23 protein-coding genes are annotated in these 26882 nt (G+C 60.6%); all 23 read right to left on the reverse strand.

The genetic code is table 11. The features are described from left to right. Nucleotides 1–131 precede the first annotated feature (131 nt). Nucleotides 132–428: a hypothetical protein gene (locus PPUTUW4_RS19710; RefSeq protein WP_015096255.1), complete on the reverse strand. Its 297-nt coding sequence runs from the start codon at nt 426–428 to the stop codon at nt 132–134. Between the two features lie 10 nt (nt 429–438). After that, a complete protein-coding gene (gene fliS / locus PPUTUW4_RS19715; RefSeq protein WP_015096256.1) occupies nt 439–834 on the reverse strand; it encodes a flagellar export chaperone FliS in 396 nt (131 codons plus the stop codon). A gap of 129 nt (nt 835–963) precedes the next feature. Further along, on the reverse strand, nt 964–2400 hold the full coding sequence (gene fliD, locus PPUTUW4_RS19720; RefSeq protein ID WP_015096257.1) for a flagellar filament capping protein FliD: 1437 nt from the start codon (nt 2398–2400) through the stop codon (nt 964–966). 83 nt (nt 2401–2483) lie between these two features. Continuing rightward, the gene (locus tag PPUTUW4_RS19725) at nt 2484–2837 is read right to left on the reverse strand and encodes a flagellar protein FlaG (protein ID WP_015096258.1); all 354 of its coding nucleotides are present in this window, start codon (nt 2835–2837) and stop codon (nt 2484–2486) included. A 72-nt stretch (nt 2838–2909) separates the two neighbouring features. After that, a complete protein-coding gene (locus PPUTUW4_RS19730; protein ID WP_015096259.1) occupies nt 2910–3761 on the reverse strand; it encodes a flagellin domain-containing protein in 852 nt (283 codons plus the stop codon). A 242-nt stretch (nt 3762–4003) separates the two neighbouring features. Further along, the gene (locus tag PPUTUW4_RS19735) at nt 4004–4270 is read right to left on the reverse strand and encodes a hypothetical protein (RefSeq protein ID WP_015096260.1); all 267 of its coding nucleotides are present in this window, start codon (nt 4268–4270) and stop codon (nt 4004–4006) included. Further along, entirely contained in the window at nt 4267–5559 is a 1293-nt protein-coding gene (locus PPUTUW4_RS19740; protein WP_015096261.1) for a 6-hydroxymethylpterin diphosphokinase MptE-like protein, read from the reverse strand. Before PPUTUW4_RS19740 ends, PPUTUW4_RS19735 begins: the two co-directional genes overlap by 4 nt. Nucleotides 5560–5649: 90 nt before the next feature. Next, complete coding sequence (locus PPUTUW4_RS19745) at nt 5650–6576, reverse strand: ketoacyl-ACP synthase III (protein ID WP_015096262.1); 927 nt, start codon at nt 6574–6576, stop codon at nt 5650–5652. A 227-nt stretch (nt 6577–6803) separates the two neighbouring features. Further along, entirely contained in the window at nt 6804–7856 is a 1053-nt protein-coding gene (gene pseI, locus PPUTUW4_RS19750; protein ID WP_015096263.1) for a pseudaminic acid synthase, read from the reverse strand. Beyond that, nucleotides 7849–9354 carry a UDP-2,4-diacetamido-2,4,6-trideoxy-beta-L-altropyranose hydrolase gene (pseG, locus tag PPUTUW4_RS19755; RefSeq protein WP_015096264.1) on the reverse strand — a complete coding sequence of 502 codons (1506 nt, stop codon included), beginning with the start codon at nt 9352–9354 and terminating at the stop codon, nt 7849–7851. Before pseG ends, pseI begins: the two co-directional genes overlap by 8 nt. Then, nucleotides 9351–10058, reverse strand: coding sequence for a pseudaminic acid cytidylyltransferase (gene pseF / locus PPUTUW4_RS19760; protein WP_015096265.1), 708 nt, complete (start codon nt 10056–10058; stop codon nt 9351–9353). Before pseF ends, pseG begins: the two co-directional genes overlap by 4 nt. Next, on the reverse strand, nt 10055–10675 hold the full coding sequence (locus PPUTUW4_RS19765; RefSeq protein WP_015096266.1) for a pseudaminic acid biosynthesis-associated methylase: 621 nt from the start codon (nt 10673–10675) through the stop codon (nt 10055–10057). The genes pseF and PPUTUW4_RS19765 overlap by 4 nt, the downstream gene beginning before the upstream one ends. Then, entirely contained in the window at nt 10675–11865 is a 1191-nt protein-coding gene (pseC, locus tag PPUTUW4_RS19770; protein WP_015096267.1) for a UDP-4-amino-4,6-dideoxy-N-acetyl-beta-L-altrosamine transaminase, read from the reverse strand. The genes PPUTUW4_RS19765 and pseC overlap by 1 nt, the downstream gene beginning before the upstream one ends. Before the next feature lie 134 nt (nt 11866–11999). After that, on the reverse strand, nt 12000–14924 hold the full coding sequence (locus PPUTUW4_RS19775) for a TIGR00180 family glycosyltransferase (RefSeq protein ID WP_015096268.1): 2925 nt from the start codon (nt 14922–14924) through the stop codon (nt 12000–12002). A 52-nt stretch (nt 14925–14976) separates the two neighbouring features. Continuing rightward, the gene (locus tag PPUTUW4_RS19780) at nt 14977–15705 is read right to left on the reverse strand and encodes a cephalosporin hydroxylase family protein (protein ID WP_015096269.1); all 729 of its coding nucleotides are present in this window, start codon (nt 15703–15705) and stop codon (nt 14977–14979) included. Between the two features lie 30 nt (nt 15706–15735). Next, nucleotides 15736–16401 (reverse strand): acetyltransferase, encoded by a 666-nt coding sequence (locus PPUTUW4_RS19785; protein WP_015096270.1) that lies wholly within the window; start codon nt 16399–16401, stop codon nt 15736–15738. Then, nucleotides 16398–17519, reverse strand: a complete 1122-nt coding sequence (locus PPUTUW4_RS19790) for a DegT/DnrJ/EryC1/StrS family aminotransferase (protein WP_015096271.1) — start codon at nt 17517–17519, stop codon at nt 16398–16400. Before PPUTUW4_RS19790 ends, PPUTUW4_RS19785 begins: the two co-directional genes overlap by 4 nt. Next, complete coding sequence (locus PPUTUW4_RS19795) at nt 17516–18742, reverse strand: class I SAM-dependent methyltransferase (RefSeq protein ID WP_015096272.1); 1227 nt, start codon at nt 18740–18742, stop codon at nt 17516–17518. Before PPUTUW4_RS19795 ends, PPUTUW4_RS19790 begins: the two co-directional genes overlap by 4 nt. Then, nucleotides 18739–19299: a dTDP-4-dehydrorhamnose 3,5-epimerase gene (gene rfbC / locus PPUTUW4_RS19800; RefSeq protein ID WP_015096273.1), complete on the reverse strand. Its 561-nt coding sequence runs from the start codon at nt 19297–19299 to the stop codon at nt 18739–18741. The genes PPUTUW4_RS19795 and rfbC overlap by 4 nt, the downstream gene beginning before the upstream one ends. Continuing rightward, complete coding sequence (rfbG, locus tag PPUTUW4_RS19805; RefSeq protein ID WP_015096274.1) at nt 19296–20378, reverse strand: CDP-glucose 4,6-dehydratase; 1083 nt, start codon at nt 20376–20378, stop codon at nt 19296–19298. The genes rfbC and rfbG overlap by 4 nt, the downstream gene beginning before the upstream one ends. Then, a complete protein-coding gene (gene rfbF, locus PPUTUW4_RS19810; protein ID WP_015096275.1) occupies nt 20360–21133 on the reverse strand; it encodes a glucose-1-phosphate cytidylyltransferase in 774 nt (257 codons plus the stop codon). The genes rfbG and rfbF overlap by 19 nt, the downstream gene beginning before the upstream one ends. Before the next feature lie 465 nt (nt 21134–21598). Continuing rightward, complete coding sequence (locus tag PPUTUW4_RS19815) at nt 21599–25192, reverse strand: glycosyltransferase (protein ID WP_015096276.1); 3594 nt, start codon at nt 25190–25192, stop codon at nt 21599–21601. 115 nt (nt 25193–25307) lie between these two features. Further along, nucleotides 25308–26879, reverse strand: coding sequence for a flagellar hook-associated protein 3 (locus PPUTUW4_RS19820; RefSeq protein ID WP_015096277.1), 1572 nt, complete (start codon nt 26877–26879; stop codon nt 25308–25310). Nucleotides 26880–26882: the final 3 nt, after the last annotated feature.

The following is a 26882-nucleotide window of genomic DNA, read 5'->3' on the forward strand; positions in this document are numbered from 1 at the left end:
GGGGCAAGCTAAACGCTTGCAGGCCTGATATGCCTGAAGACGACTGAATTCTGGAACCAGCCACTAGTTAAGTCAAAAAACCGTGCACAGTCAAATTTATGGCGCACATATCTGGATTAACTTGGGGTTAATTAACCAAACAGATGGTAAACCTTTGCCGCGTTCCGCGCTTGCTGGATCTGAGACATTTCGTCGACTATCGCCTGCCTCTCCCCCATCGCCACCTCAAGCAGCTGCTTGTAGACATACAGCAGCTCCTCAAGATTGCTGCGCAGAACCTCCTCGTCCAGCGAAGCCTCGCTCAAGACGTCTTCCATGCAGGAACGGCAATCCAGGTCCAATTGACCGATAGCCTCCCAGTCACGCTCAGCCAGGGCACCTACCAGCGCTTCACGGGTTTGTTCTATTCGCTGCAATACAAGACTCATGGCGATCTCCTCAGAACTGCGGACCTGGCTCAGCAATACCGTCCCAGCCTTCTTTCACCGTGCGAAGCAGGCCCGCGACCTCATCGAGAATCTTCGGATCACTGCTGATGTTTGCCTCGGCCAGACGCTTCATCATGTAGATATAGAGACTGTCGAGCTCACCCAGGGTATCGGCGCACTTTTCAAGATCCAGACCTTCACGCAAGCCACCGATGATGCCAATCGCCTTGCTGATCGATACACACTTGACGGGAATGTCCTTGCGCTCCAGGGCGCCTTTGGCCTGAGCGATACGGTCCAGGCCACCTTCCATGAGCATTTGCACCAAACGATGCGGACTCGCTTCGGACGTCTGGGCGTGCGCACCCACTTTCTGATACTGCCGAAGGGCTAACATTGGATTCATGTTCTACCTCATTACCACAATGACTCGTATGACCAGTGTATCGTCAGCGAGTCAAAAAACTTTAGATCAGAAGACAAAAACCCGGCACACGCGAAAAGGCGTAGCCGGGTTTTTGTCGTCAGCTCATGACTAGTTGTTGGACTTCTGGGCGTTCAAGGTCGTGAAGAACGAGGTGATGCTTGTCGCCGTCGCTTTCATTTGCCCGACCAGAAGGTCCATTGCGTTGTATTTGGCGGTCAACGTCTTGGTCATGTTCTCGACACGCAAGTCCAGCGCCAACTGCTGGTTCGTAAGGTTCTTGCTGAGGCTCTGCAGGTTGGTATTGCGCTGATCCAGCAACCCGCCCGTTGATACGTAAGGCTTGATGGCAGCGCCCATGCGCGCCAGAAGGCCATTGGTATCATTGGTACCGTTGAACAGCTGCTGCACCTGGCCACTCATGCCGCCAGTGGTCATCGCCTTGTTGAACGTCGTCGAGTTGAACGCCAGGTTGCCGGTTTTTTCGTCCGTCATCACGCCGAGCTGCGACAGCACGGCCAATGGACCGCCCGCCCCTGGAGCCGTCAGTACGCCGCGAATATCGGAAATCAGTGCGCGAGGCATCGAGTCACCGGTAAACGCCGCCTGGACCGTCAGCTTGCCATCGGCACCCGCCGTCGCCTTGGACAGGGAATTGATGGTGTTCATCAGGGTGTTGTAGGAATCAACGAACGACTGGATCGATGTCTGTAAACCGGTGGTGTTGGTCGCGACAGTGACGGTCGCGGCAGCCGGCGGCGTACCGGTGCTGGCGGACGCCAGGTTCAGGGTCAGGCCACTGACTGCACCGGTCACCGTATTGCTCTTGCTGGTCACTGCCAGACCGTCGATGGTCAACGATGCGTCCACCGCAATCCCGTTGACCGCACCTGAACTGGTAGCCGAAGGGTTGGCGCCCATCGGTTGGGTACCATCGATTTCAAGGCCGGCGATACCGCTAACCACAAGGTCGGAACCCGCACCGGTCTTGTTCGAGCTGATCACCAGTCGCGACGCACCCGTGCTGTCGGTCACGATGTTGGCAGAAATACCATTGCTCGCCTGTGCAGAGTTGATGGCATCCCGGGTGCTTTGCAAGGTCGCATTGGCTGGAATCGCGACATCATAATCAGTGCCATTCTGACTGATTTTCAGAGTACCACTCGGAATGGCACTGGCAGCACCGCCGGCAAAAGAAGCACTGGCTACTTTCGAGCTGGTGGCCAGGTTATTCACAACAACGCTGTAGCTGCCGGCAACGGCGGTGTTGTCGGAAGTCACCCCCAGGATCGACGGGGTACCCGAAGTTGCGCTAAAACCCGCAAACGCAGGATTGGTCTTGCTGCCCAGATTGGTCAGCGCCGTCTGAAAGGCCGTCAGTGCGCTTTTCAGGGAACCGACACCGGAAATCCTCAGCGTGTTGGTTTTGGTCTGAGTATCGATCTGCGTCTGTTTCGCCGATTTGTCGGCGTTGACCAGCGCAGTAACGATCGCACCGATATCCAGGCCAGAGCCAAGGCCCGTACCCGGCAAAATTGGACTTGCCATTTTTAGTCTCCCTTCAGGTTGCTGCCACTCTTTTGACCTTTACCTGCGTCCAAAGAACGTACAAACACTATTCATGCCAGCTATCAGACTTTGGCGTCGAACAATACGTGGCTCGCATTGCTCAGGCTCTCTGCCAGCTTGAGGGCCTCTGCGGAGGGAATCTGTCGTACGACTTCGCCCGTTTCGCTTGCAATCACTTTGACGACGACCTTTCCGGATTGCTCGTCGATCGAGAACTCCAGGTTGCGCTTGATCGACTGTACAAACTTTTCGATCTGCTGCACCGCCTGCTTCAGATGGGTGTCATCCTTGTCCGGCTTCTTGTCCGCCTCCGGAGCCACGCTCACGGCCTTGGGCTTTTCCGGCGCCTGATCCGTGACGGTGCTCGCTGGCTGGGGAGCCGGATAAGACACGCCAAGCTTTACGCTCATCTCCATGCCCATCACCTCTTAAAGTAAAAAAGCGAGAGAGCGTGCAAGCACACTCCCCCGCCCAAACTCATTCCGAAATTACTGAAGCAGCTTCAGTACAGCGGAAGGCAGTTGGTTGGCCTGTGCCAGAACCGAGGTAGAAGCCTGTTGCAGGGTTTGCTGCTTGGTCAGGTTCGCGGTTTCCTGGGCGAAGTCGGTGTCTTGAACACGGCCTTGTGCAGCAGTGGTGTTTTCCACGATGTTCTGCAGGTTGGAGATGGTGCTGGTCAGACGGTTTTGCGAAGCACCCAGGTTTGCGCGGGTGGCGTTGATCGATGCCAGAGCAGCGTCGATAGCGGTGATCGCGTTGTCGATGTTGGCCGACAGGGTGGCGGAAGTTGCACCGGTCAGAACAACAGTACCGCTGCCTACGGACAGGGAAACGGCGTCGAACTTGGAGCTCAGTACCAGGTCGATGCGGTTGGCCGAACCAGTGTTGGCGCCAACTTGCAGCTGCATGGTGCCAGCCGTGCCGTCCAGCAGGTTTTTGCCGTTCAGGTTGGTCGAAGCAGAGATACGAGTGATCTCGTCAGACATCTGAGCGAATTCGGAGTTGGTAGCGGTCTGGTCAGCAGTGCTGTTGGTACCGTTACGTGCTTTAACAGCCAGTTCACGCATACGCTGCAGAATGTCGGTCGAAGCCTGCAGAGCGCCTTCAGCGGTCTGGGCAACGGAGATACCGTCGTTGGCGTTCTGGATTGCCTGGGTACCACCACGGATCTGTGCAGCCATGCGGGTTGCGATCTGCAGGCCGGCGGCGTCGTCCTTGGCGCTGTTGATTTTCAGGCCGGAAGACAGACGTTGCATCGAGGTCGAAAGTGCATCGGTAGCACGGTTCAGGTTTTTCTGAACGCCCAGCGACGTGGTGTTAGTGTTTACGGTTAAAGCCATGACGAATTCCTCGTTGGTTGGGTACTGCGGCTTCCGGCCCTGGCAACCGCCGGGTATGGCCTAGAGAACCTTCGTAATAGTTATCGTCGGGTTGGCAGGTTGCTTGAGGGCTTTTTAAAAAAAATGCCATCACCCTGCCACCCCCGAGAAAACAAGGGCTTAGCGCCCCCTCAACCGTAAAAAAATGACGCCATGAAACTGTCCGGCCCACAAAGGCCCGTGCCAAAGCTGTCGCCGCCCCTTCAGGCCGGCAGGCTGTCCAGCAAATCGACCAGCTCATACTCCATGAAGTCGGCAAGTCCCAGCCAATCCTGGCGCTCCTGACAGTCCAGCATTTGCCTGAGCATCAAAGCCCAGGCCTGCTGAGCATCCTGGGGCGCCTTAGCAAACAGACGCTGGGTTTCATCGAACAGATCAACCATGATCAACGCCGCTTCGACATCACACCCAAGACGAAACAACCCCGCGCACTGCCGGCACTCATCAATGCCTTTCACTAGAGGCTTCATTGCACGAAATCCTGATTGAACTGCGTCCCGGCAATCATTGCCCCAGCCCGACTGCTATTGAAAAAAAGCACCTCGGGATGCCTGGCGATGTATCGCTCGAGCTCGCACAGGTAGCTGCGGAAATTCAACTGTGTCTTGACCTTCTGCCCATGACCATCATGCACCCAGTGCCTGGCCTGATTCACGGGCGGCCCCAGATCCCCATCATTCCAGCCGGTATGGGTCCTGTTCATTGGAAAGGAAAAATCGGCACCGAACAGCGTGATGCGCTGTGCGCCCATCTTCACCGCCAGATCGACCGCCGGATGGATCACGCTGCCACTGACGTAGAGTTGTGCACGCGGGTGTTGCTCACGCAACGCGGCGTAGACCGGGCTGGCGGAATAACCGCCGTAGCGCTTGCCTTTCCAGGCCTTGAGCATGTGTGGATCGCTCAATGGCAAGTACACCAGCGCAATGCCTTCGGAGCCCTCGCCCGGCAAGTGCAGCACACTGATGCGCTGGTCAATGCTCACGACCAGGTCAGGTTTGATCCCGTGCTCGCGAAGGGGTTTGTAAGCGGTATCCACACTGATGAACAGAGGTCGTGGCGTTTGATTGCGCACGGCGGCCAGGCGCTCGAAATTCCCTTCAAGGCTTGGCCCTGTGCCGATCACATAGATTTCACGATCGGGGCAGGTACCAAATAGCTGCGCCACATCATCATCGGCCAGCAGCACGTCTAGGGTATCGTGCAAGCGCTGCACAATGACCGGCGACTGCGGGTCGAAATCACGATTGTTGAAACTCAGATGCACTTCGCTGACCAGGCGATCACGAATCTTCGCGCTGAAGTCATCCGCCAGCAGCAACTCGGCCGGCAATGCAAAAAACGGTGTGCAGATGTCCGACATATCGCCGGCATACAGCAGTTGCACGCGCGGATCACTCAGCCATTGGCGCTGGTCGATCAGTTGCAACACCAGCGCGAACAGTGCGCCGTTGAGAATATGGACGTATAGCTTTTCAAGCCCCGCGCGCTCCAGCAGAACGCAAGGCAAATCGCCGAAACCGGTGCCGTAAACGTGCAGCTGTGGTTTGTCGAGCGGGAGGCTGGCGGCCTGCAGGCGCGCCTCGTGCAGACGATCATGGCGGCTGGTGAGCTGGATGCCGCCCACGCACAACGTCGAGTCCCGTCCTTCGATCAGGTCGACCTCGACGGCCAGGCGATCTTCCTTATTCAATCTCGCATACAGCGGCGGCCAGCGCCGCTGGATAACCTGAGCATTGTCTTCAAAGCATTCGCTCATGCTACCTCGCATTCCTTACAAGCAAAAAAGCGCTCAAGGTTAACCCTTGGGCGCTTTTTTGTACCGGCCTTTTTATGAAAAGACTTTTACTCAAGGACGATAGATGATCGCCGAACCCCATGACAGCCCCACTCCGAAACCACTGAGCGCAACGCGCTTCCATTCGGAATCGAGAATATGCTTTTCCAGCAGCAATGGAATGCTCGACGACACCGTGTTACCGGTCTCGACCATGTCCTTGATGAACTTCTGCGGACACTCTTCGAAGCGCCGCGCCACCGCGTCGACAATTGCCGCGCTGCCCTGGTGAATGCAGAACGCATCGATGTCGTCAGCGCTCAGTTGCGACTCACCCAGCAACTCGTGCAAATGCGCCGGCACCTTGAGCAGTGCGAAGTTGAATACCTGGCGGCCGTTCATGAAGAACACGCCGTCGGTGACTTTCAAGTGCGGAGCGCCGGAACCGTCGGTGCCGAACTTGGCCTTGCCCAGTGCCCAGGTCGGGTCTTCACCCATCCAGGTGGCCGTGGCGGCATCGCCGAACAGCATGGTGGTGTTGCGATCTTCCGGGTCGACGATCTTCGAATACGGGTCGGCAGTGATCAGCAGGCCGTTCTTCAGGCCGGCGGCCTCCATGAAGCCTTTGATCGCATAGATGCCGTAGACGTAACCGGAACAGCCCAGGGAAATATCGAACGCGGCGACGTTGGTCGGCAGGCCGAGTTTGTCCTGCACGATGGCCGCGGTATGCGGCAGGCCTTCTTCGTCACCGTTCTGGGTGACGACGATCAATGCATCAATGGATTCACGTTTCAGATCAGGGTTGCTGGCAAACAGCGCATTGGCCGCTTCAACGCACAGATCGGAAGTTTCCTGATCAACGCCCTTGCGCGGCAGGAAAGCCGAACCGATCTTGCCCAGGATGAATTCTTCATCCTTCTCGAATTTTGCACCTTGTGCGTAATTGTCCACGCCGGCTACAGGAACGTAGCTCGCAATGCTTTTTATGCCAATCATTACGGCTTCCCAATAATAAACAGCCCAATACCACCACTCGCAGGAATCGAGGGGCGCCGACAAACCTGGATTTCCGTCACCCCGGGGCGACGGCCGGGAAGCGTAAAGGGCTATCACTGAACCCGATAAAGGGGTCAGGCGCCATCTTCCCGGTCAATACAATACAGTGAAGATGCGCGTTATGACTCGCAGGTCACTCTATTTTGCCGATTCACCCCGCTTATGGGTTATTCGACCAACGACCAATCCAGCGCGGTTCCACGCTTGATGGCCTGACGGGCACGGCGTTCCAGCAGGCTTGGGGCATGCCTGGGCGCCAGCCCGAGCCCCGGACGGATGGCTCTCAGGTTGGTCGCATTGAAGGGCTCGCCGGCCTCCATGTCCCGGGTGACATACAGCGATCGACGGTACACCAGGGATGGCCGCTCTGCCTCGCTGACGCCGTAATGCACGTGCCCCATGGCTTGCCAGGCGCGTTCGGTTTCAATCACCAGGCTGGCCAGTTCAGAGGGTTCCAGCGAGAAAGCGGCATCGACGCCACCGGCCGCACGCTCGAGGGTGAAATGCTTTTCCACCACCGTTGCGCCCAGCGCCACCGCCGCCACGGACACACCGACGCCCATGGAGTGATCGGACAGCCCCACCTGGCAATCGAACAGCTCGCGCAAATGAGGAATCGTGCGCACGTTGCTGTTCGCCGGTGATGCCGGGTAGGTGCTGGTGCATTTGAGCAGCACCAGATCCTTGCACCCGGCCTCGCGGGCGGCGCGCACGGTTTCATCGAGTTCGGCGATGCTGGCCATGCCGGTGGAAATGATCAGCGGCTTGCCCGTCGCGGCCACCCGGCGTATCAGCGGCAGGTCGGTGTTTTCGAAACTGGCGATCTTGTAGGCCGGCACGTCGAGGCTTTCAAGAAAGTCCACGGCGCTGTCATCGAATGGCGTGGAGAACGCCAGCAGGCCCAGTTCTTTGGCCCGTGCGAAAATCGGCGCATGCCATTCCCAGGGTGTGTGGGCCTTTTCGTACAGCGCGTACAACGAAGTACCGGCCCACAGGCTGTTAGGGTCCTTGATGAAAAACTCGCCCTCGGCCAGATCCAGGGTCATGGTGTCGGCCGTGTAGGTCTGCAGCTTCAACGCATGGGCGCCGGCCCTGGCCGCGGCCTCGACAATTTGCAGCGCCATGTCCAGGGACTGGTTATGGTTGCCGCTCATCTCGGCAATGATGAAGGGCGGTGCATCGGCACCGATCAGGCGCTCGCCAATCTTGAAGCTAGTCATCTGCGTGATCCTTCAATACGCGCGTGAACGCGCAGTCACTCTGGGTAAAACCGGCTTCGCGAAAGACCTTCAGCGACGGCTGGTTAGCGGGCATGACCTGGGCGCTGAGCGACTCCAGTTCCGGCCAGTGGGCCTTCACAACAGATTCTCCACGGGCCAGCAGCGCCCTGCCCCAGCCCAGGCCGAACCGGCCTTCGAACAGATAAATCGACACTTCGGCGGTAAAGCCACGCAGGTCATAGCGCAGCACACCGACCGGGCCGTCATCAGCCTCGGCAATCAACAACAGCCGCCGGACATTGCTCAGGCTCGCCGTCAGCCAGTTCTGATGCGCCGACCATTCGATCACGCCGGTCTCCAGCGACCAGCGACGCACGGCCTCGGCGTTGCGCCCGTCGAACAGGAGTTGCGCATCCCCCTGGGTCGCCGGTCGCATCCTCAGCACCGCTCCCGCCAGTGCAGCCGCCACCCGCTGCGCACCCCGTCCATCGACCAGTTGTCGCGATTGCCGCGCCAGGCTCTGGCGCAAACCCTGGTTACCCGCGACAAAGCCGATGGCCAGGCGCAGTTGCTCGACACTGACTTGCTCGCGCGCCCCCATGAACACATGAGCGCCTGCGGCCGCCATGACCTCGCCGTTGGCCTGCTGGTTGTTCGATACGGCAATGCAAATCGTCGGCAACCCCATGGCCGCCCGTTCCCAACTGGTGCCGCCTCCAGCCCCGACAAACAGGTCGGCTTCGGTCATCAATCGATAAAAGTCGCTGACAAAACTGTGCAGGCGCCAATGCGGGCGACTGGCCGCCAACGCCTGCATCTGCGCCCAGGCCGGATTACCCGCACCGGCGACAAAATCGACTTCCAGTTCGGGAAAGTCCGCCAGCGCCAGCATTGCATGATGGGTCTGCATGGCCGCGTCGAACCCGCCAAAATTCACCAGTACACGTCGAGCCCGGGGCTTGATCTCAATGGCCGGGCAGCAGAACTCGTCGCGCAACATGGCGAACCGCGGACCGAACAAAGTCCGGCAGCCGGGCGCCAGCAGCGAGGTATAAGCCTCTGGCGTACCCGAGAGATTCTGGTTCAGCAACAGGTCGGCGCTGTAGGTCCGCGTGGCGAGGTCATCGACCACGGCGATCCGTGGCGCAAAGCGCCGGGCGGCGGTCTGCCAGTGATGATCGAGGCCGTAGTGGTCGACAATGATCCAGTCGAACGCCGGCTGGTGTTCCAGTAACGGTGCGAGCGCGGCGATGTCCGCCTGCCAGGGCAACATGGATTCGATGGCTTGGTCCGGGTCTTCGTCGCTGTAGCGCTCGGGCAGTTCAAAGGCTTCGAAACCTTCGGCCCGCAGTGCCTCCAGCCGATGCCCCGGCAACAAGCGACAGGCGAAAGCCACGTGGCTGCCTTGCCGGCGCAATACGCGGGCCAGGCACAGGCAGCGCGCGATGTGGCCGCTGCCGATGGTCGGCGAGGCGTCAGAACGAATCAGCACTCTCATTGCAGCTCACCTGCGGCCTTGAGCGCGGCATACAGGTATTCCGCGCGTGTCCAGTCCTGCGCTGTGTCGATGTCCTGCACCAGATGCCGCGGCAGGATGACCGGCAGGCTGTACGGTGAATACAGCACTTCGCCACGCAGCCAGGCATCGCTGCGCCCCCAGTAGAACTGCCCGGCATCCTGATAGGCGCTCGGCAGATCCTGGGAGCGGGTATCACGATACTGCGGGTACAGCGCCGTCAGGGCGCCCTGCTCATCAAGGGTCAGGGCTCGCTGGACCGGAAAACCGAAGTCGCACACCGAGAATGCAAAAGACTTGTCGGGATGCTGTTCCAGCAGGCTCAGCCCCTGGACAAGAAATCGCGATTGCAACAACGGCGCGGTCGCGTAGATGCAACAGGCGCGGTCAAAATTATCCCCTTGTTCGCGCAATGCTTGAAGGGCATGGGCGATCACCGCGGCGGTGCCCGTGAAGTCGTCGGCCAGTTCCGCCGGGCGCATGAAGGGCACCTGAGCGCCACAGTCGCGCGCCAGCCCGGCGATTTCCTCGTCGTCGGTGCTGACCACCACCCGGGAAAACAACCCGCACTCCAGAGCAACCTGAATCGAGCGGGCAATCATCGGCACACCAGCGAACGGCTTGAGGTTCTTGCGGGGTATGCGTTTGCTGCCACCGCGGGCCGGGATGATGGCGACGTTGTTCAACGGCGTTTTTCCAGGACAAACCAGGTAATGTCATCCACCGGGAATTGTGGATCGCGGTGGTAGCCAAAACCGTAATCGAGCAGTTGCAGGTCGTCATAGCGATCGAGCATTTCACCGGCAAAATCGCGCTTGAACAACTTGCCGCTGTTGCCGCGATACGGAACCTCGACCGGCGCCGGGTTGTAGTACTCGGCGATCAATATGTAGCGCTGGCTCAGCTCATACAGTTGCGCGTACGCAGCCGGCAGCAACTCCGGTGCCAGGTGAATCAGTACGCCTTTGCTCAGGGTCAGGTCGAAGGTGCGCTCGCGAGGGAAATCGAACAGCGAGCCGTGCCAGAGGTGGGCAATACCCAACGCCTTGGCAGCGGCGCACGCATTGGCATTGATCTCCACGCCGAACAACTCGCAGCGCGGCAACAGCTGGTGCAGAGCCTGCAGGTTGTTACCGGCATTGGTGCCCAGTTCCAACAGGCTGTCGAGGCGTCCGACCCGTGTCAGTGCCTTGGCGAACAGCGCCAGGTTGGCCGCCACCAGCGGCTGTCCGAGATTGCGGTCAACGTACTGGTTGCCGAATTCGCCCTGCCAGAAAGCCTCCTGCTCAGTCAGTTCACGCATCACACATTTCCCACTCGTCGCAATGGCTGGATGATTTCGATCAGTTGCTGCATCTGCTCGACCACATAGTCCTGCTGCTCATGACTGAGCAACGGATACAACGGCAAGCTGATGGCTTCGGCGTAATAACGCTCGGCCTGCGGGAAATCACCTTTGGCGAACCCCAGGTCACGGTAGTAAGGCTGCAAATGCACGGGGATATAGTGCAGGTTCACCCCGACCCCGGCAGCCCGCAATCCCTCGAACACCTCTCGATGGGTGAGCGTGATCTGATCGAGTTGCAGCCGCACCACATACAGGTGCCAGGACGACTCGGCCTCAGGTTGTGCACCGGGTAGTGTCAACGGCAGATACGCCAGCAAACGGTCATAACGCGCCGCCAGTTCACGCCGACGCTCGATAAACTCATCCAGCTTGTTCAACTGCGACAAGCCAAGGGCCGCTTGCAGGTCGGTAATACGGTAATTGAACCCCAGCTCCACCTGCTCGTAGTACCAGGGACCGTGGCTGGGTCCGGTCATTTGCTGCGGATCCCGGGTCATGCCGTGGCTGCGCAGGCGTTGCAAACGCTCGGCAAGTTCCGGGCAATTGGTCATGACCATGCCGCCCTCGGCACTGGTGATGATCTTCACCGGGTGAAAGCTGAACACGGTCATCGCGGCAAACTCGCCACACCCCACCGGGCGCCCGGCGTAGGAGGCACCGGCGGCATGGGCCGCGTCTTCGATCACCGTAAAGCCATAGCGCTTGGCCAGTGCGGCAATCCTGCGCATGTCGCAACTCTGGCCCGAGAACGCCACGGCCACGAGCACTTTCGGCAGCCTGCCTTCACGCTCGGCCCGCTCCAGCTTGACAGCCAGCGCACCGGCATCGAGGTTCCAGGTGAGCGGGTCGATATCGACAAAATCCACCTCGGCACCGCAGTAGCGACCACAGTTTGCCGAGGCGAGAAAGGTGTTCGGTGTCGTCCACAGCCAGTCGCCCGGCCCGAGCCCGGCCGCCAGGCAAGCGATGTGCAGGGCCGCCGTGGCATTGCACACTGCCACGGCAAAATCAGCTTCGCAGCGCTCGGCCATCGCCCGCTCGAAGCGCTCGATGGTCGGCCCCTGGGTCAGCCAGTCAGACTGCAGGACGCTGACCACGGCGTCGATGTCCGCCTGATCGAGGCTTTGCCGAGCGTAAGGAATCATGCTGGCATCCAGGCATGGGCGAGCTTGCCCGGCAAAGGACGGACGAAATGACGCCCGTACGAACCGGTGTCGCCTGAGATGAAAATCGATGTTCCGTTGGACATGCCTTGAATCCTTATAACTGTTCGCCGGGCCTAGCCGAGCAACTGAACCCAGTTCACCGGGGCAGCTTCGCCCAGGGCAAAACCTTTGCCGCTCAAGGCCAGATTGGCGTTATAGGCCTGGTCCTGGGCAAAGGCTGCCGCCCACTTGTCACGCAATGCATCGAGGGCCTGCGGCACCTGTGGCACTTCACCGCAATGAATGACCTGTACCCGCGGCGTCCATACGGTGAGGAAACCGGCCTGACCGGCCCTGAGGCACAGATCGACGTCGCTCAAGCCGTCGGCGAACGTCACGCCGTCCAGACCGTCCAGTTCGTCGAACAACGCCTTACGCACCATCAGGCACACCTTCGACACCGCCGAGTAGTTCTGCTCCAGCGCCAACCGGTGCAGGTAACCTTCGGCGTCTTGTTTTTCTCCGACAAAGGCTGAGCCCACACCACCGTTCATGCCAAGGATCAGGCCGGCCTGGGTGACCTTGCCGTCGCGGTCGATCAACTTCGGACCGACCACGCCGACCTCGGGACGCTGGGCGTGATTGAGCAGCGACTCCAGCCAGTTCGGGTTGACCACTTCACTGTCGGCAGCCAACAGCACCAGGTACTCGCCCCGCGCCTGCTGGCTGGCAGCGTTGTACAACGCCACATCGCTCAAGGTCCGGTCGGCACGCAGTACGCTGACTTTCGGATGCTGGTAGGTACCCAGCCAATCGTTGACCTCGGCCGACTGATTCGGGTTGAGTGCGATCAGCACTTCGTACTGGATGTAGCGGGTTCGCAGCAACACGGCTTGCAGGCACTGTTGCAGCGCCGTCAGGTCATCCCCGGCCGGGAGGATGATCGACACCAGCGGGCGTTCGCTGTGGCGGTAGTCGATCTGCCAGGTACCCGGCACCGTCGAAGTGACCTTGGCCTTGTAGCCACGATTGCCCAGGTGACGCAACAATGCCAGGCGTTCATCGGCGTTCTCTTCCAGTACCGGGGCCCGGGCAATCACCAGCGGTTCATCCAAGTGGGCCAGCCCGTTGAGGCCGCCCTGCTCGATGATGCGCAGCAGCAAGTCGAATTCCAGCGCCTTGCTGAAGTCAGGCTGGTAGCCGCCGACTTCAATGAACACTTCCCGGCGGATCAGCCAGTGACGCGCCATCAGGGCCGGCAGGCTTTGCAGCAAATCAAGGTTGAAACCCGGACGGAACACGTCCACCAGCGCGCCTTCGGCGGTGCGCTGGATTTCGTCGGTGGCGACGGCACGGCATTGCGTGTCAGACAGCAGTTCCAGGCTGGCGCGCAACAGGCCGCCGGCGGTGAACTCGTCGCCGGCTTCAGCCAGCATCAGCCAGTCGCAAGGCGACTGACGAGCACTCTGGTTCAGTTTGTCGACGTAGTTGCCTGGCGTGACCCGGACAAAGTGCAGAGTGTTCTGCGCGGTGGTCGCCGCTGGGGCTTCACCGGTGGTGAAGACCACAATCCTGAACGCCTTGGCGTGACCTTCGAGCAGGCTGTCGAGAGAGACTTGCAGCTTGTCGATATCGTTGTCCAGGTCCAGCAGGAAGATCCCGAACTGTGGACCGCCACCGTTGACCGCCAGGTGTTGGGCGATCGACTCCGCCTCGTCAGCATCAGGCTGGCGGGGCGCGAGCCATTTGAGCAGGCGACCGGAGAGCATCTTGTCGAACGTTGCACAATTACCCTCGACCGACACCGCCTCAAGGCGTGCAGCCCAGTCGCGTAGGGACTGCGCCTCTTCATCTTCGCCCAGCAATTCCAGCTGAGTGACCAGACGCTTGACCACCGTGCGGTTGAACACGTTGCTGTCGTGGGCTTGCCACAAACGGTCGACCACACTTTCCGGCGTGTCGTTGTTACGCGCCAGCATCAGGCTCTGCTGACGGGTCCAGATACCCTCCAGGCCTGCCAACTGAACGCGACCGGCCGGCATGGCGTGCAACAGGAACTCGAACTGGGTCAACTGATCGAAAAACGCCTGGTTGTAGAACGGCATTTCGACATATTGCTTGGGGCCGAAACGGCGCTCAGGGCCTTTCTCGACGTTCGTCCAGGCGGACTCGATAATCAGCTCGGTGGTCAGTGCGCGACCGGTGCGCAAACTATCGGCCAGGGCTTCAAAGCTTTGCAGCGCGAACTGCCGGCCTTGCTCCGGGTCTTGGCCTTGAACTTGAGTCGGCAGCCCGAAGAGGAACGCGGCGAAGGCTTCACGCTCGGCGACCGACTTGGCATCGGTATGAGCCAGCGTGTGGAAGATCTCGGTGTTGTGGTCGGAGTACCCGTAATTCATCTCACGCACGACATACGGGATCGGCAGAATCCGCGCCTTGCCCCGCGCCAGCATGTAATGCGTGTGACCGATTTCCTGCCATTGAAAGGACGTATCGTGGGGCATGACCTGATACCAGTCACGTACCAGGTCGGTGCGCTGCACGGCATAAAATGGCGGGAGGTACTGGTGCATGTAATCGAGCACACGCTCCTCGGCGTGCTCGGAGCAATAGTCTTCGCAAACCTTCTTGTCACGCCGGAAGTAGCTGACGCTATTGGGTTGTGACAGGTACATCATGCTGTAACCGTGGCACAGGCCGTAGTCGGGATTGGCCTCCATGAATGCCACAGCTGCGCGCAGGGCGTCATGCACATGGAAGTCATCGTCGGCGGCGAACACCATGAACGGTGTGGTCACTTGCTCCACGCCAAAGGCCAGCTTGGCACGAACACCCCAGTAGCCAAACTGCGGGACATGCTGGTAGTCCACATTTTCACATTGCCCGGCCAGGCCTGGCTGGCCTTCAGTCGAAGAATCGAGCACCAGAATCCTGCAAGGCAAGTCGCTGTAGAAACGTGCAGCCCGACGTAAAAACGCCGGCCGCTCGTGAGACATCAGCACCACGGTCAACTGTTCGTTGAGTGCCAGCCCGTGTCCAGAATTGTTCTTGCCTTGCATACCTTTCCCCACAACGGCTTATCGCCGAAAAAACCCAACGATGTCTTGTCGATTACCGCACGCGACGCAGATAGCCATCCGGCGCGACGGTGATCAGCAGCTTGCTGTGAATGGCCTGGTCGATTTCAAAATCACGGTTTTCTTCCAGGTAGGCCCATACCGCGGTCTTCGGGTTGTCGCCCTTGCCCCACGGGCGATCCGGGAAGGCGTCTTCCGGCATGTCTTCCACCACGGTATCCATCACCACGCAGTAGCTGCCCACCGAGGTCATCGGCGCGTAGGCCCGCAGCTCTTCAAGGACGTGCTCGTGGGTGTGATTGGAGTCCAGGACCACCAGCACTTTCTTGCCTTCGACACGCTGACGGACCTGATCGACGATCGCCGGATCGATACTCGAACCCTGGATCATCTGGATCCGCTTGCTCATTGGATGCGCTTCGATCGCTTCACGGTTGTGCTGGCGGATATCGATGTCGACGCCCAGCACCTCACCATGGCCGATCAGTTCCAGCATCGAAGCGTAAAACACCAGCGAGCCGCCGTGGGCGATACCGGTCTCGACAATGATGTCCGGCCGCAGCGCCCAGATGATCTCCTGCATGGCGACCATGTCCTGGGGGAACTGAATGATCGGGCGGCCCATCCAGCTGAAGTTGTAGGTGTACTTATGCCTGGCGGTCGTCCCAACCCAGTCCAGCGACGTGGCTTGCAACGCTTTGTCCTGTTGCAGGCCTTCGATGTTCTCTTTTACTTCTTCACGAAACTGCTCATGAGGATTCATTACAGGCTCTCCGGAAATTAGTCGCGGTGGTTACTTGAAAACCCGACCGTCTTGAATGGAAACAGAATTGGTCTTGATGGTCCTGGCGGGACTGCCCACTACAACCGCGAAGTCTGGAACGTCTCTGGTCACCACGGCGCCCGCACCGATGGTGACCCAACGACCAATGCGCAAACGCGGCAGGATCGTCGCGTTGGTGCCGATGAAGGTGCCGTCACCGATCTCGACACAACCGGCAATGCAGACACCCGGCGCCATGAACACCGAATGGCCGATCTGCCCCTCATGCCCGACCACGCTGCCAGCACTGATACTGGTGTTGTCACCCAGGCTGACTTGCGCCTGCATGATCACGCCCTCTTGCAGATAGGTGCCGACGCCCATTGTGGTCATCGTCAGATCGATGCCCGGGTGGATGAAGTTGCCCAGGGTGCCACCCGCCTCGACGATCTCGCAGGTGGTCCGATGACGCAGCGCGGTGCTGCCGGTGATCAAATTGACAAAACGTGTGTCGGGCCCTTTCAGCTCGGCCACCTTGTCGGTGCCACCCACCACTGGCACGCCATAAAACAGCGTGCCTTGCTTCGCCGGATCATTATCGAGAAAGGCGAACTGCACATCCGGCTGGCTGCGTTGCAGGGTGAGGATCATCCGTACCGCTTCAGGGTTGGCCGCCCCCAGCAGGTAAAACTTCATAGCCGGGTCCTTTTGAGCACCAGCGCGCGCAACACCTCGATGACCCGGTGTTGATCGTCATCGGTCATGTCGTGGTAGCTCGGCAGATTGATCGCGCGCTCCGGCAGCGAATGCGCCACGGGCGAGTCGGCCGTCAGTTCGCTGAACATCGGCAAGGACGATAGCGGCCAGAAGAACACCCGCGCGTCGATATCGGCGGCCTGGAAGGCTGCGATCAACATGTCCCGCGTAATCCCCAGTTCGCGGTCAAAGACCACGGTGGGCATCCAGTAACCGTTGCGCACATGCTCGGGCTCAGGGTTCATGGACAAACCCGGCAATGCAGCCAGGGCGTCGGCGTAGTTGGCGAAGATCGCACGCTTGCGTTCGATCAACTCGTCGATCCGCTCAACCTGCGCGCAACCGACGGCCGCTTGCAGGTTGCTCATTTTGTATTTGAACCCCAGGAAATCCGGCCAGAACTGTTTGCTGCTGCCCGCCACCCGGCCATGGTTGGACAGGGTCAGTACGCGCTCATACAGGGCCTTGTCCGAGGTCACGAAGATGCCGCCTTCGCCGGTGGTCATGGTCTTGGTGCCGTGAAAGGAGAACGCGCCGAACGCGCCCAGCGAGCCAGCCGCCTGACCGCGCCACTGCGAGCCAATTGCCTCGGCTGCGTCTTCGATGACGGGCAGGCCAAACTCGCGACCGATGGCCAGCAACGCATCCATGTCGCAGAGATTGCCATAGAGGTGCACCGCCAGAATCGCTTTGGTTCGTGGGGTAATCGCCCGTCGAACCTGCTGCGGGTCGAGGCACCAACTGTTAGCCAGTACGTCGACGAACACCGGCGTCGCGCCCAGATAGGTGACTGGGGCGGCCGAAGCGATCCAGTTGGTATCGGCGAGGATCACCTCGTCGCCGGCACCAATGCCCAGTGCCGCCATCCCCATGTGCAGCGCGCCGGTGCAACTGGACGTTGCAATCGCATAGGTCGCACCCACGTGCTCGGCAAAGGACTTTTCGAACCGCGTCAGGTATTCGTAGCAGCGCTCTCCCCAACCATGGCGGACGGCATCGAGTACATAGTCAGCTTCCAGCTCACCGACACTGGGTTTGGTGTAATGAATTCGGCTCATCGAATGATCAACTCGGGAATGGCAATGACAAAACGACCGTCCCATGCGCGAATGCCGGCAAAGGCCTGGGTGATCTCATCCAGCAGGTTCCACGGCAGCACCAGCACGTAGTCCGGTTTCTCGATGTCGATCTGTGCCGGCGACACGATCGGAATGCGGCTGCCGGGCAGGTACTTGCCTTGCTTGTGCGGGTTGGCATCGGCAACCCAGGCCAACAGGTCCGGCTTGACCCCGGCGTAGTTGAGCAGGGTGTTGCCCTTGGCGGCGGCGCCGTAGCCGACCACGCGCTTGCCATCGGCCTTGGCCTGCAACAAAAAACGCAGCAGGCCATGCTTGATGCGCTCGGCGGCGGGGGCCAGGGTCGTGTAGTACTCCGGTGTTTTCACTCCGGCGGCGAGTTCGGCCTGCAACTGCTGCCGGACCGCCGGTTGCACTTCGCGACGCTCGCCGTCCAGTCGCTGCACGAACACCCGCAGCGAACCGCCATGGGTCGAGAGCTGGCTGACGTCGAACACTTGCAAGCCATTGCGCTCGCACAAGGTCTGCACAGCGGTCAGCGACAGATAGGAATAGTGTTCGTGGTACAGCGTGTCGAACTGCTGGCCAGCCATCAGCGTCAGCAACTGCGGGAATTCGAAGGTCGCCACGCCCGTCGGTTTGAGCAGGGTTGCGAAACCGCACAGAAAATCGTTGATGTCCGGGACGTGGGCCAACACGTTGTTGGCGGCCATCAGGTCGGCGCCCCAGCCTTCGTTTTTCAACTGCACGGCGCTGTCGCGACCGAAAAACAGTTCGCGGATCTGCAGGCCTTTTTCCCGCGCCGCTTGCGCGGTGCTGCGGGTCGGCTCGACGCCCAGGCAAGGGATGCCGCGCCGGGCCACGTACTGCAACAGGTACCCGTCATTGGCCGCGACTTCCACCACGCGACTGTCGGCGGTCAGGCCGAAGCGCTCGACCATCTCGGCCACATAGCGCTCTGCATGGGCCAGCCAGGTGCTGGAGAACGAACTGAAGTAGGCGTACTCGGCATCGAACAGGCTGTCGGCGCTGGTGTAGTCCTCGGTTTGCACCAGCCAGCACTGCTGGCACACGGCAACCTTCAGTGGCACCCACTGTTCGGCCTGCTCCAGCTGGTCGGCACGCACATAGGCATTGGACGGCGGCGAGGTGCCCAGATCGATCAGCGGCAGGGTCAGCGCAGTCGCGCAACCACGGCAGTTCATAGACGCACTCCGGCAAAGTGTTCATCGAGCAGCGGATGACTGGCATCGCGCACCGACAGATTATTGACAGGCAACGGCCAGGCAATCGCCAGCCGTGGTTCGAGCACGGACAAACCACCTTCGTGTTCCGGTGTGTAGTCGTTGCTGTGCAGGTAAAGCAGCTCGGCGTCGGCACTCAGGGTCTGGAAGCCGTGGGCGAACCCGGCCGGAATCAACAGGCTGCGGCCATCGCCGGCACGCAGGTGTTCGGCGTGCCAATGCAGGAAAGTTTCGGAGTCGGGACGCAAATCCACCGCGACATCCCAGACTTCACCGCGCAGGCAGGTGATCAACTTGGCTTCCGGCGCGCGCTCATTCTGGTAATGCAGGCCACGCACACTGCCGCGTTCGCGGGTGCAGGAATGATTGATCTGGCGGATATGAAACGCTTGGCCAAACGCACTCAGGCTGCCCTCGCAAAACAACCGGGAAAAGTGCCCGCGCTCGTCCTCGAAGCGTTTGTGCTGCACGCAGAACAACCCCTTCAACGGCAACGCCTTCAGTAGAAATTCACTCACAGCGCGCCTCGGTACAGGTTCAATTGCGCCAGGCTGATGGCGCGCATGTCATCGCCGTTCTGCCATGCCAGATGCCAATCCAGGGTCTGGGTCAGGCACTGCTGCAACGACCAGCGCGGTTGCCAGCCGAGCAATTGACGGGCGCGGCTGCTGTCCAGGCGCAACAGGCCGGCCTCGTGCATATCGCTCGGTTCGATGCGCAGTCCGCGCGCTTGCGGCCAACGGCTGGCGAGCAGTTCGACCACTTCACCGACGCTGCACATGTCCGCTTCACCGGGACCGAAATTCCAGGCGCCGGCGAATTTCGGGCCTTGCTCATACAGGCCGGCAGCCAATTGCAGATAGCCGGCCAGGGGTTCCAGCGCGTGTTGCCACGGGCGCACCGCCTGCGGATAGCGCAAGGTCACGGGCTCGTCCGCCGACCATGCCCGTAGCACATCTGGAATCAACCGCTCCGGGGCGAAGTCGCCGCCACCGAGCACGTTGCCGGCGCGGGCCGTGGCCAACGCCAGGCCATGCTCGGCGTGCTTTTGGGGTGCAAAGAACGAGGCGGCATAGGATTGCGCCAGCAATTCGCAGCACGCCTTGCTGCTGCTGTAGGGATCGTGCCCGCCCAACGCTTCGTTCTCGCGGTACGGCCACAGCCATTCCTGATTGGCGTAGACCTTGTCGGTGGTCACCAGCACGCAGGCGCGCACGCCGCCGACCTGACGGATCGCTTCGAGCAGGTTGAGGGTGCCCATGACGTTGCTGGAGTACGTGCCCAACGGGTCGCGATAACCTTCGCGCACCAGCGGTTGTGCCGCCAGGTGCAGGACGATTTGCGGCTGGACCTCGGCGATCAGCTCCAGCAACGCACCCAGGTCACGCAAGTCACCGCGCTGATCGTTGATGCCTTCGTGAACGCGAGCCAGTTCGAACAGGCTCGGCTCGGTGGACGGGTCGAGGGAAAACCCGCTCACCTCGGCACCCAGGCTTTGCAACCACAACGTCAGCCAGCTGCCCTTGAACCCGGTGTGGCCGGTGACCAGCACCCGCTTGCCGCGCCAGAATTGCGGGCTCAGTCCCATTGTTTCCATGGGGCCTCCCCGCTCTGCCACAACGCCTCGAGGTGGTTCTTGTCACGCAGGGTGTCCATCGGTTGCCAGAATCCGTCGTGCTGGAACGCCATGAGCTCGCCGCGCGCAGCCAGGCCATCCAGCGGGCCGGATTCCCACGAGGTGTCGTCGCCGTCGATCAACGGCAGCACCTTGGGCGACAGGACAAAGAACCCGCCGTTGATCCAGCCACCGTCGCCGCGAGGTTTCTCGGTGAAGCCCAGAACCTTGTCGCCATCGCGATTGAGCGCGCCGTAGCGACCTGGCGGCTGTACCGCAGTGACGGTCGCCAGTTTTCCGTGCTTGAGATGGAAATCCACCAAGGCACCGATATTAAGGTCCGACACGCCGTCGCCGTAGGTAAAGCAGAAGGCCTGTTCATCTTCAAGGTAGCGTCGGGCGCGACGCAAGCGGCCGCCGGTCATGGTCTCTTCGCCAGTGTCGATCAGCGTGACGCGCCATGGCTCGCTGTAGTTCTGGTGAACATCCATGCGGTTGTTGCGCATGTCGAACGTGACGTCGGATGTGTGCAGAAAATAGTTGGCGAAGAAGTCCTTGATCGCATAGCCCTTGTAGCCAAGGCAGATCACAAAATCGTGGATTCCGTGAGCGGAGTACTGTTTCATGATGTGCCAGAGAATTGGCTTGCCGCCGACTTCGATCATCGGCTTGGGCTTGAGGTGCGACTCCTCGCTGATGCGCGTACCCAGTCCACCCGCCAAAATAACTGCCTTCATCCCTTTCCCTCTTGTTCGTCACAGGGCTCAGCCAAGCTGTATCAAGCTTTTGCGGGCCATCTGGGTTAAACCTGCCGCCGTTCTGGACGCCACCGGACTCACCGGAAGTGCTCGTTTTATGGCGATATAAGGGGGACTTGCAGGAAACGCGCCAGCTCCCTCAATCCGCTACCAGGCATGTAGGAGCCGTTCATCCCGTTCACCCGCGTTATCGTTAACGACCATCGCTGGCAAGCCAGCTCCCACAAGGGGAGCGTGCCCACGCTGGGAAACTGTAGGAGCCAGCCTGCTGGCGATGGACTCAAGTGCGCCGCGTTTATCCAGTTCACCCGCGTTATCGTTAACGACCATCGCCAGCAAGCTGGCTCCTACAAGGGGCCGTGCCCATGCTCAAGCCAGTGAAATAAGCAAAAAAAGGCAGGCGACTCAACGTCGCCTGCCTGGTCTGGAGAGAGGTGCGAACGGTCAGTCCGCCAGCCAGCCATTTTCCCAGTAGCGCAAATTGTCGCCGCGCAGCACGTAGTCACGCAGCACGATCTCGCGCAACTCATCGCCCATGCGATAGCTGGCGTCCGGATCGGCCAGGTGCATGCGGATCGCCTGCAGCCATTCATCCGTGGAGTTGGTCTTGATCCGGGTGCACGGCAGGTAGCCGCGATAGGCTTCGGTGTCGGTGCAGATCACCGGGTAACCGCAGGCGCCATACTCCAGCAAGCGCAGGTTGCTCTTGCAGTCGTTGAAAATGTGGAACTCCAGGGGCGCCAATGCCAGGTCCAGGTTCAGGCTGGCCAGCTTGGCCGGGTAGACGTCCAGCCCGATCACGCCATGGAACTCATGCATGTACGGGCGCAGATCGTCCGGGCACATGCCGAAGAACACCCAGTCGACTTCATTGGCCAGTTCGCGGACCACATCGGCGATCACCGCCAGGTCACCGTGGTGGCTGGTGCCGCCACCCCAGCCAACCCGAGGTTTTTTCGAGGTGCGGCGCTGACTGCGCAAGTCGGTCCACAAGTGCGACGCCAACATGTTGGGCACCACGCGAATGTCGTGATGCATGTCCGACAGCGCGTTACCCAGCGGCTCGGTGGAGACCACTACCCGATCGCACATGCCGATGGCGCGCCGGACCAGCTTCTCCATTTCGTCCTTGCCCGGCATGTTGCGGATATGCGCATTGCGGTGCGGGACGTTGATCACGAAGTCATCCAGCTCATAGATGCGCCGTGCGCTGGAATACTTTTGCAGGCTCGGGATTTCGTTGATCGGACCTTCGGAATAGCGCCCCTGCAAGATGATCACGTCAGGCGAATGGCGTTCGACCTCGATGATGGTCGGCAGGTTGTAATGAATGCGCCCCCGAGCCCTGCCGGCCGCCTCGAGCTCGATCAGCGGTTGCGTGACCCGGTAATGGCCGATGGCGGATGCGTTGACCGGCAACGCGAGAATCTTCGGCAAGTGCGCCTTGGAAAACGGGCTCCAGCCGGATCGCAGGCCGGGCTCGAGACTGAAGCTCGCCCCGCCCAACCCCTGCAACGCCAGGTTGGTGTTGTAGGCCGGATCACGGGCCACGATCGGCAGCCAGCGCTTATAGAAAACTTCCTGTTCCTGCTCGGCCCGGGCCTGATCACCTTCCTGCGCAACCGCAGCCGGTTGCGCGCCCAACGCCACTTGAGCGTGAGGCGTCCAGACCACCAGGTAACCTTCCTGGCCGACGCGCAGACACAGATCCACCTCGTTGAGGGACTGCGCCAGGTCCTGCTCATCCAGGCCACCGACCGCATCAAAAACCGCCTTGCGCACCATCAGGCAATCGCCGCCGACGGCACTGAAATTGTGAGCGACCTGCAAGCGGTACATGTAGCCCGCCGCGTGCAGCGTCTCACCATGGAATGGCACGCCGGCCGGCCCTTGCAACCCGAGGATCAGGCCGGCATGCAGCACGCGGCCATCGGGGTTGAACAGCTTGGCCCCAACCACGCCGACTTCCGGACGCTGTGCATGATTGAGCAACTCGCCCAGCCATTGCGCCTGGGTGATCACCGTGTAGGGATTGAGCATCAGGACGTATTCGCCAGCCGCCTGCTGCACGGCGAAATTACGCACCGCTGCCGCATTGCCTTGCAACTCACAGCGCAGCACCCGTATCCGCTCGCTGCCCAATTGCGCCATGCCGGCGAACCACTCAAGCGCCTCTGCGCTCTGGCTGCCATTGTCGACCAACAGCAACTCGTATTCGCCGTACGCGGTTTTCTCCAGCAGGCTTTCGACACAGCGTTGCAACGCCAGGGTCTGGTCCTTGCTGACGATCACGATCGACACCAGCGGCCGATCGGCATGCAGGTAATCGACCCGGTTGAGCAGCGGCGAACTGCCCTGGCGAATGTCGTGGGCGACACCCAGGCGATGCAAATGCGCCTCCAGCAGGCGCGGATTGGTGTCCACCACGTCCGGCAGCGACAGCCATTTGGCCAAATCGAATGCCGACTCCAGCAGCACCTCGCAAACGTGCCCGATCACCTGCGTGCCGGCACTTTCAACCATTCGCCACAAGACATCGTGAGGGGCCAGTTCGCCGTAGGTCGAATCGAAACCACCGAGCGCCAGGAACTGCTCGCGCTGGAACGCCAGCGCTCGCCCGACGTAAGGGTAGCTGCGCATGAGATCGAGGTTGAAGTCCGGTTTGAATGCAGGTTCGGCCGACTCCCCCTGATGCAGGCCACCTTCGTCGCTGTACAGGCAGGTCAATTCGCGTGACAGCGCAATTCGTTCAGCCATGACCAGCAAGGCCGGCGCCACCAGACGATCACCGGCACGCAGCAGATAGAACCAGTCAGCGCCTTCCAGTTGTGGCAACAGCTCGTTGAGCTGCTGCTGCCAGTCGTCCTGCAAAGGCAAGCGGAACACACGCTCGTCCAGCCTGGCCTCAGTACAGGATGCCGACAGCACCAGCGTCAGTTCAGGGGCGTAATCCTGCTCCGCCAGTGACTGCAGGGTGAGTTCCAGCGCCGAACGGCTGCCTTGCTCATCAATGATGATCGGCACGATTTTGGGTCGGGTTGGCCAGGCTTCCAGCGTGTCCGGCAGCAGTTCGCGCTGACCGTCAGTGAGCGTGCGACACGCCAGCCACTGGGCATACAACTGGGCGAAACTGACACTGGCGATGCCGACGTGCCAATCCTGGGTGGTCTGCTTTGTACCCAGGGTCCGGCTCAGCGGCAACTCTTCCCAAACCCGTGGCGTTTCGTCCACCTGGGTCAGTGGTACGTAGCGCACCCAACCCTGAGCCGGTGCGGATTCGCCACCGCGGGCCTTGAGCATTTGCGACAACCATTGCCGCTCGGTTTCGGCCGCGTCTTTCATCGATTGCTGGCCGCTCAAACGCTCCGGGTACAAGCGTTCGACGCCGAGTACATGATTGGACACCGCCAGATTGCCGCGCCGCATCAGGCAGACGTACAAGGCGAAATCGAGGGTCGCGACGAAGCAATGGCCGGGCTGAGTCAGCGCCGGGAACAGTTCGAGCACGTCAGCCCGACGGAACATCGCGTTGCTGAAACCACCGAGGATGTTGACCGGGAAGTTTTCGAAGATCGCCAGCAAGTCCTCGCCCTTGAACACCCCGCCCACCGGGGATAGCGGAGTGTTCTCCAGGCGCGAAGGCAGCGGCATGTCGTCGGCATCCCAGAGCAGCCGCTGGGCCACCACCAGATTGACGTCAGCGCAGTCGATGAGCGCCTGGGCCTGAACCTCGATGCAGGCCGAGAACAACTGGTCATCATCACAAAGAAACTTGATGTACTCGCCTTGCGCCTGCTCCAGGCAAGCCTGAAGGTTACCCACCAGGCCCAGGGTTCGGGCGTTGCGCACATAGCGCACGGTCGCCCCCTGCCCAACCGCCGAAGCCACGATCTCTTCGATCTCATGACCGCGACTGTCATCGCAAACGATGATTTCCAGATTGCCGTAGCTCTGGCTCACAGCCGTGTGCAACGCACGACCGAAAAAGCGTGGATTGAAGGCGGGGATGACCAGGCTGACAAGCGGAAGTGAATTCACGGCGGGCTCACAGGCGGTGCGAGCCCGCCCTGAAAAGCGAGCCCTTGGTTACCGCAAAAAAGACGATAAATGCTCAAGGGGCAAGGCAAGCGGGCGCCTGCGCGCCCGACCACCGTCAGATCTTGTTGAACAGGCCCAACTGAGAGATCTTGCTGAACGCCAGCTGTGCAGCCTGCAACATGGTCTGCTGCAAGGTCAGGCGGGTCATGACTTCAGCCGGGTCCGAATCGCGAATCGACGACTGGCTCGCGGTATTCGCCAGGATCAGGCTTTCGTTGGTCGCAGTCTGGTTATCCAGTGCCTGACCACGAGCACCAATCGAGGTGATGGCCGAGCCGATCTGGTTCGCCGCACTGTCGATGTTGCCCATTCCCGACTCCATGGCGCCGAGAAACTGCTGCTTGGCCACCGAGTCGCCGTCGATTGGCGTATTCAGTGCGGTGATCATCTGGCCCAGGGTGTCGAGCACGTTCTGGGTCTGATGATTATTGGATTGAATCACGAACTGATCGCCGGACGCCGGGGCGCCGCCGCCCAAGGCAAAGGTCACGCCCGCCGCAGTGGCGTTGCCGCCGGATACGGTGCCCGACGATACCGGCTTGCTGTCGGCGGTGATCGGCGCCGCATACAGGTCAAAAGCGGTGGCGCTGGTGAACTTGAGGATCGCCCCGCCCGACGGGAAGGCATTGGTGTACGCCGTCGGGTCCGTCACGCTGGAACCGGTGATGACCGCGGTCGACGGGTTCCCGGCGCTGCGCGACGTGTTGAAGGTGTCCGACGAGGAAGACAGGTTGAAACTGTGACCGGCGATCACCGCGTCCGGGTTGGTATCGCCGGCTTTGAGGTTGATGTTCAGCTTCAGGTCGACGCCACGGAAACTGACCGTCTGGTTGGCACCGTTGGCGTTGCTGATGACACCGCTCTGGCTGGCTTCGGTGGTCACGTCGTTGCCCAGCGAGTCGGTGATCCTCAACTGGGTGCTGCTGAGGAAGCTGACGGTGTAGGGCTGGCCGCCCGTGAACTTGGCGTTGTAGGTGGAGCTGGAGCCGACCGTACCGTTGGACAACACCACGCGACCGTCATCCACCGCCGGAGCGGTCAGGGTGGCCTTGGTGCGGCTGGTGTTGATGGTCTGCTGGAACGCATCCCAACCGGTGGTGTTGGTCGCCACCGTCATGCCATCGCCGATGCCGAGGTCGACGCTGGTCTGGTCACCGTTGTAGGTGTAGGTGCCGTCCGAGTTCTGCGAGTAAGGCGCGGTGTCGGTTTTCGAACCGGAGAACAGGTAGTTGCCACTCGAATCCTTGGAGTTCATCAGGCCCAGCACTTGTTGCTGGATCTGCCCCAGTTCCGACGCATAGGCCTTGCGGTCCGCGTCGGTGGCAATGCCGTTGCTGGCGGCGAGGGCCAATTCCTTGGCGCGCTGCAAGGCAGTACCGATGGCGTTGAGCGTCGTTTCCTGCAGGCTCAACGCATTCTTGGTGCTGCCGATGTTGGTGCCGTACTGATCAAGCATCGCGCTCTGCTGACCCAGTTGCAGCAAACGACCGGCGCCGATCGGATCATCGGCGGCGGTATTGATGCGGGTCAGGCTGCTGGCTTCATTGCTGGTCGCGATGGCCTTGTTGAAGTTGCGCTGGTAATTGGCAGCGGTGATTTCGTAATACTGGGCGGTGGAAATGCGCATGAA

This window comes from Pseudomonas sp. UW4, from assembly GCF_000316175.1.
GTDB classification, from domain to species: Bacteria; Pseudomonadota; Gammaproteobacteria; order Pseudomonadales; family Pseudomonadaceae; genus Aquipseudomonas; species Aquipseudomonas laurylsulfatiphila.

What these genes read in the sequence shown, in the direction of transcription:
- pseG (WP_015096264.1), bottom strand. Translation starts at nt 9,354, where the DNA reads ATGAGAGTGCTGATTCGTTCTGACGCCTCGCCGACCATCGGCAGCGGC.
- PPUTUW4_RS19740 (WP_015096261.1), bottom strand. Translation starts at nt 5,559, where the DNA reads ATGAGCGAATGCTTTGAAGACAATGCTCAGGTTATCCAGCGGCGCTGG.
- fliD (WP_015096257.1), bottom strand. Translation starts at nt 2,400, where the DNA reads ATGGCAAGTCCAATTTTGCCGGGTACGGGCCTTGGCTCTGGCCTGGAT.
- PPUTUW4_RS19780 (WP_015096269.1), bottom strand. Translation starts at nt 15,705, where the DNA reads ATGAATCCTCATGAGCAGTTTCGTGAAGAAGTAAAAGAGAACATCGAA.
- PPUTUW4_RS19745 (WP_015096262.1), bottom strand. Translation starts at nt 6,576, where the DNA reads ATGATTGGCATAAAAAGCATTGCGAGCTACGTTCCTGTAGCCGGCGTG.
- PPUTUW4_RS19735 (WP_015096260.1), bottom strand. Translation starts at nt 4,270, where the DNA reads ATGAAGCCTCTAGTGAAAGGCATTGATGAGTGCCGGCAGTGCGCGGGG.
- PPUTUW4_RS19820 (WP_015096277.1), bottom strand. Translation starts at nt 26,879, where the DNA reads ATGCGCATTTCCACCGCCCAGTATTACGAAATCACCGCTGCCAATTAC.
- fliS (WP_015096256.1), bottom strand. Translation starts at nt 834, where the DNA reads ATGAATCCAATGTTAGCCCTTCGGCAGTATCAGAAAGTGGGTGCGCAC.
- rfbG (WP_015096274.1), bottom strand. Translation starts at nt 20,378, where the DNA reads ATGGAAACAATGGGACTGAGCCCGCAATTCTGGCGCGGCAAGCGGGTG.
- PPUTUW4_RS19785 (WP_015096270.1), bottom strand. Translation starts at nt 16,401, where the DNA reads ATGAAGTTTTACCTGCTGGGGGCGGCCAACCCTGAAGCGGTACGGATG.
- PPUTUW4_RS19765 (WP_015096266.1), bottom strand. Translation starts at nt 10,675, where the DNA reads ATGCGTGAACTGACTGAGCAGGAGGCTTTCTGGCAGGGCGAATTCGGC.
- PPUTUW4_RS19790 (WP_015096271.1), bottom strand. Translation starts at nt 17,519, where the DNA reads ATGAGCCGAATTCATTACACCAAACCCAGTGTCGGTGAGCTGGAAGCT.
- PPUTUW4_RS19775 (WP_015096268.1), bottom strand. Translation starts at nt 14,924, where the DNA reads ATGCAAGGCAAGAACAATTCTGGACACGGGCTGGCACTCAACGAACAG.
- PPUTUW4_RS19725 (WP_015096258.1), bottom strand. Translation starts at nt 2,837, where the DNA reads ATGGAGATGAGCGTAAAGCTTGGCGTGTCTTATCCGGCTCCCCAGCCA.
- rfbF (WP_015096275.1), bottom strand. Translation starts at nt 21,133, where the DNA reads ATGAAGGCAGTTATTTTGGCGGGTGGACTGGGTACGCGCATCAGCGAG.
- PPUTUW4_RS19730 (WP_015096259.1), bottom strand. Translation starts at nt 3,761, where the DNA reads ATGGCTTTAACCGTAAACACTAACACCACGTCGCTGGGCGTTCAGAAA.
- pseC (WP_015096267.1), bottom strand. Translation starts at nt 11,865, where the DNA reads ATGATTCCTTACGCTCGGCAAAGCCTCGATCAGGCGGACATCGACGCC.
- PPUTUW4_RS19795 (WP_015096272.1), bottom strand. Translation starts at nt 18,742, where the DNA reads ATGAACTGCCGTGGTTGCGCGACTGCGCTGACCCTGCCGCTGATCGAT.
- PPUTUW4_RS19710 (WP_015096255.1), bottom strand. Translation starts at nt 428, where the DNA reads ATGAGTCTTGTATTGCAGCGAATAGAACAAACCCGTGAAGCGCTGGTA.
- pseI (WP_015096263.1), bottom strand. Translation starts at nt 7,856, where the DNA reads ATGACTAGCTTCAAGATTGGCGAGCGCCTGATCGGTGCCGATGCACCG.